3 protein-coding genes are annotated in these 1,994 nt (G+C 63.0%); all 3 read left to right on the top strand.

Annotated features, from left to right (window positions below; all coding sequences use genetic code 11):
- The first annotated feature begins 85 nt into the window (after positions 1-85).
- Genes ACW9JE_RS30435 through ACW9JE_RS30445 form a run of 3 tightly spaced genes read left to right on the top strand, consistent with a single transcriptional unit; the run spans position 86 to position 1,944 of the window.
- The gene (locus ACW9JE_RS30435) at positions 86-457 is read left to right on the top strand and encodes a septal ring lytic transglycosylase RlpA family protein (protein WP_457434871.1); all 372 of its coding nucleotides are present in this window, start codon (positions 86-88) and stop codon (positions 455-457) included.
- Between the two features lie 48 nt (positions 458-505).
- Entirely contained in the window at positions 506-1,567 is a 1,062-nt protein-coding gene (locus ACW9JE_RS30440; RefSeq protein WP_457434873.1) for a calcium/sodium antiporter, read from the top strand.
- The gene (locus ACW9JE_RS30445) at positions 1,564-1,944 is read left to right on the top strand and encodes a carboxymuconolactone decarboxylase family protein (RefSeq protein ID WP_457434872.1); all 381 of its coding nucleotides are present in this window, start codon (positions 1,564-1,566) and stop codon (positions 1,942-1,944) included. The genes ACW9JE_RS30440 and ACW9JE_RS30445 overlap by 4 nt, the downstream gene beginning before the upstream one ends.
- The last annotated feature ends 50 nt before the right edge of the window (positions 1,945-1,994 follow it).

The raw sequence follows: 1,994 nt of genomic DNA on the forward strand, positions 1-1,994 counted from the left end.
GCGATCTGTCAGTCAACAGAGATGTTGAATGTGACACCGCTTTCGCGAGCAAGCCCGCTCCCACATTCGTATGTGGAAACCGTTTATGAAGCGTCTACTCGGCGCCTGCGCCCTGCTCTCGCTGCTTGCCGGCTGCGCCAGCACCGACACCGTCGACCCACATGGCTATGACAAGACCGGCATAGCGTCCTATTACGGCGCCAAACACCAAGGCAAACGCACCGCCAGCGGCGAGCGTTTCGACAAGAATTCCATGACCGCCGCCCACCGCCAGTTGCCTTTCGGCACGCGGGTGAAGGTCACCAATCTGAGCAACGACAGATCCTGCGTGGTGCGCATCAACGATCGCGGACCTCACACCCGCGGCCGCCTGATCGACCTGTCTCACGAGGCCGCCGAACGCCTGGGCATGCTCAGAAGCGGCACCGCACGGGTTCGCGTGCAGGCCCTCGACTGACACGGAGCCCCGACCATTTTCGGACTAGCCGATATTCCCCTGATCAGCCTGATCGAATTGATCAGCGGCCTGGTGCTGCTGATCGCCGGCGCCGAACTGATGGTCCGCGCCGCCGTGCGTCTGGCCGCTCGCCTGCATGTCCGCCCGCTGATCATCGGCCTGACCATCGTCGCCCTCGGCAGCAGCGCGCCGCAGATGGCGGTGAGTCTGCAAGCGACTTTGGCGCACAACGCCGACATCGCCGTCGGCAGCGTGATCGGCAGCAGCATTTTCAACATCCTCGTCACCCTTGGCCTGTCGGCACTGATCATTCCGCTGCGGGTTTCGCGGCAACTGGTGCGCCTGGACATTCCCCTGATGATCGGCGCCAGCCTGCTGGTGTTCGTACTGGCCTGGAACGAAGACCTGACCCGTACCGATGGCATGATTCTGCTGACGGCATTGCTACTGTACCTGGGCCTGCTGCTGCGTCAGTCGCGACACTCGGTGCGCCCGGTATCGAGCCATGAGCAAAGCGGACCGGCACCTTGGATCAGCAGCCTGCTGATGATCGTCGCCGGCCTGGCGATGCTGGTGTACGCCGGGCACTTGCTGCTCGGCGCAGCGGTATCGGTTGCCACCGATCTCGGACTGTCGGAGCGGATCATCGGCTTGACCATCGTTGCCGTCAGCACCTCCCTTCCCGAACTTGCCACCTCGCTGATCGCCGCACTGCGCGGTGAGCGGGAAATCGCCGTGGGCAACGTGGTCGGCAGCAACCTGTTCAACCTGCTCGGCGTGCTGGGCGTCACGGCATTGATCGCGCCAGCGCCGCTGTCGGTATCGCCCAACGCCCTGGATTTCGACCTGCCGGTGATGCTCGGCGTTACCGCGCTGTGCCTGCCGGTGTTCTATTCCGGTTACCGGGTGACCCGCGCCGAAGGCTTGCTGTTTCTCGGCCTGTACCTGGCTTACGGCCTGCACGTGGTGTCGTTCACCACCGGCATGCCGCTGGCGGGCAAGCTTGAACATCTGATGCTGTTTTTCGTCCTGCCGGCGCTGGTGGCGTTCCTGCTGTTCACGTCGCTGCGCGCCTGGCGTCGCCAACACCACAAGAGGGAATTGCCATGACCGAGAACAAGAAATCCGGCGTTGAAGTGCGCCGCCAAGTAATGGGCGATGCCTTCGTCGACCGCGCACTGGGTAATGCCACCGAGTTCACCCAGCCGCTGCAGGACTTCGTCAACGAGCACGCCTGGGGTGGCGTCTGGAACCGCGAAGGCCTGCCGCTGAAAACCCGCAGCCTGATTACACTTGCGGCTTTGACTGCGCTGAAGTGCCCGCAAGAATTGAAGGGGCATGTGCGTGGTGCGCTGAACAACGGTTGCACGGTGGAAGAGATTCGCGAGGCGCTGCTGCATTGTGCGGTGTATGCCGGTGTGCCGGCGGCGATCGATGCGTTTCGGGCGGCGCAGGAAGTGATCGATACCTACCAGAAATCTGAGTGATAGATCTGACGCCTTCGCGGGCAAGCCTCGCTCCTACGGGTTTTGACCCC

The organism is Pseudomonas sp. SDO55104_S430 (assembly GCF_054070595.1).

Bases quoted from the DNA above. Each gene is read 5' to 3' on its own strand.
- ACW9JE_RS30435 (WP_457434871.1), top strand. From the start codon at position 86: ATGAAGCGTCTACTCGGCGCCTGCGCCCTGCTCTCGCTGCTTGCCGGC.
- ACW9JE_RS30445 (WP_457434872.1), top strand. From the start codon at position 1,564: ATGACCGAGAACAAGAAATCCGGCGTTGAAGTGCGCCGCCAAGTAATG.